The organism is Rhodococcus sp. EPR-157 (assembly GCF_001647195.1).
In the GTDB taxonomy this organism is placed as follows: domain Bacteria; phylum Actinomycetota; class Actinomycetes; order Mycobacteriales; family Mycobacteriaceae; genus Rhodococcoides.
The window spans coordinates 1-2,182 of sequence record NZ_LVCV01000488.1; the positions used below are offsets into that span (position 1 = coordinate 1).

Here is a 2,182-nt window from a genome sequence, read left to right on the forward strand (position 1 = left end):
GGTGCCGTCGTCGCGCACGACCACAACGGACTGTGCGACGCCGTCGGAGCCGAGCAGCGCCGATTCGATCTCGCCCAGTTCGATGCGGAACCCGTGCAGCTGCACCTGCATGTCACTACGACCGAGGTACTCGAGCTGGCCGTTGCGGTTCCACCGAGCCGTGTCACCGGTGCGATACATCCGCGCTCCGGACGAGGTGTCGGGATCGGCCACGAACCGGGTCGACGTCAATGCCGTGCGGCCGAGATAGCCACGAGACAGTTGGCCACCGGCCACGTACATCTCGCCTACGACTCCGGGAGGAACCAGGCGTAGACGGTTGTCGCGAACGGACACCGTGAGACCCGGAATCGCCTGCCCGATGACGCTTGCCGACGCAGAGGCTGCGAATTCCTCGGTGAGCGGCAGATGGCTCACGTGCACCGTGGTCTCGGTGATGCCGTACATGTTGACCAACGTCGGCGAATCTTCCGGATGGCGCGCGTACCAGCGTCCCAGCTGACCGAGATCGAGTGCCTCGCCGCCGAACACGACGTACCGCAACGCGAGACGGTCGGATTCTGCGGCCGCTGCTCTGTCCGCTTCGGCGAATTGGTAGAACGCCGTCGGTGTCTGGTTGAGCACGGTGACTTGTTCGGCGACGAGCAACTCGCGGAACAGCTCCGGTGACCGGGCCGTGTAGTAGTCGACGACGACCAGCGTGCCACCGTACAGCAGCGGTCCCCACAGTTCCCACACCGAGAAATCGAAGGCGTACGAGTGGAACATCGTCCACACGTCCGTCTCGTCGAAACCGAACTTGGACAGCGTGTTTTCGAACAGGGTCGCGACCGTTGCGTGATCGACCTGCACGCCCTTCGGCCGGCCGGTGCTGCCCGAGGTATAGATGACGTAGGCGATGGATTCCGCTGTCGCCTCACCGTTCCGGTCTGCCGGCGTCAGAGCTGCCGAAGACAGTGAATCGACAAGCGCAGCAGTCTCGGCGTCGTCGACGAGAACCCGGTTCAATCCCTCGGCGGGGACCGAACCGATGTCATCGACGGTCGACACGACGCACACCGGGCGAGCGTCCTCGAGCATGAAGGCAAGACGGTCTGCCGGGTAGGTGACGTCGACGGGAAGGTATCCGCCGCCCGCTTTGAGGACTGCGAGCAGTACCACGATCAATTCGGCGTTGCGCGGCATTGCGACCGCGACCAGGCTTTCGGGACGTACACCGACCGAGACGAGATGCCGTGCAAGTGCGTTCGAGCGTTGGTCGAGTTCGGTGTAGGTGTATCGCTGCTCGCCGAACACCACCGCAGTGGACTCGGGGAATCGAGCAGCCGCCGCCGCGAATCGTGTGGTCAGCGTGTCCGCGGTCGGAACTGCACCCGCATGGTTCCATTCGGTCCCGATAGCAATCGTCTCGGTTGCGGAGACGATGTCGATGTCGCCGACGATGATGTCGGGAGCTGCGGTGACGCCGTCGACGAGCGTTACGAATCGGTCTGCGAACTCGACCACCGTCGGCTCGTCGAACAAATCCTTCGCGTACGTCAGTGCTATCGACATACCGGCAGCGACGCCGTCCTCGTACTTTTCCGACACGGTCAGCTGTAGATCGAATTTTGCTACACCTGCATCGAATTCGAGCCCTTCGACGAGAAGGTTCGGTAGTTCGAGGTGTGCTGTTTCGTTGTTCTGGAATTCGAGGAGTACCTGGAACAGCGGTGAGTGATCGGTGGAGCGTGTCGGGGCGAGGGTGTCGACGAGCCGCTCGAAGGGGATGTCGGTGTTGTCGAATGCGGCCAGATCTGCGGCGCGTGTCGCGGCGAGCAGTTCGGTGAACTTGGCGTGCGGGGATACCTGTGTGCGCAGGACCAGGGTGCCGACGAACATGCCGACGAGGTTGTCCAGTCCGGCTTCGCCGCGGCCTGCGATCGGGGTTCCGATCACGATGTCCTCGGTGCCACTCAGACGTGCAAGAAGCATCGACCAGACAGCGTGAACCGTCATGAACATCGTCGTGTGCGCCCGACGGGTAATATCCACCAGCGCAGCGTGACTCGCAGAGGAGAGTTCGAACTTCACCGTCGCTCCGCGCAGAGATTGTTGGCTCGGGCGTGGTCGATCGATCGGCAACGGCAACAGATCCGGCACATCCGCCAACACCTGCGACCAGAACCCCAACTGCCGAGCC

General features: G+C 63.0%; 1 protein-coding gene. It reads right to left on the bottom strand.

Annotated features, from left to right (window positions below; genetic code table 11):
* On the bottom strand, positions 1 to 2,182 hold a 2,182-nt coding region (locus A2J03_RS22180), incomplete at both ends, for a non-ribosomal peptide synthetase (protein WP_156520527.1).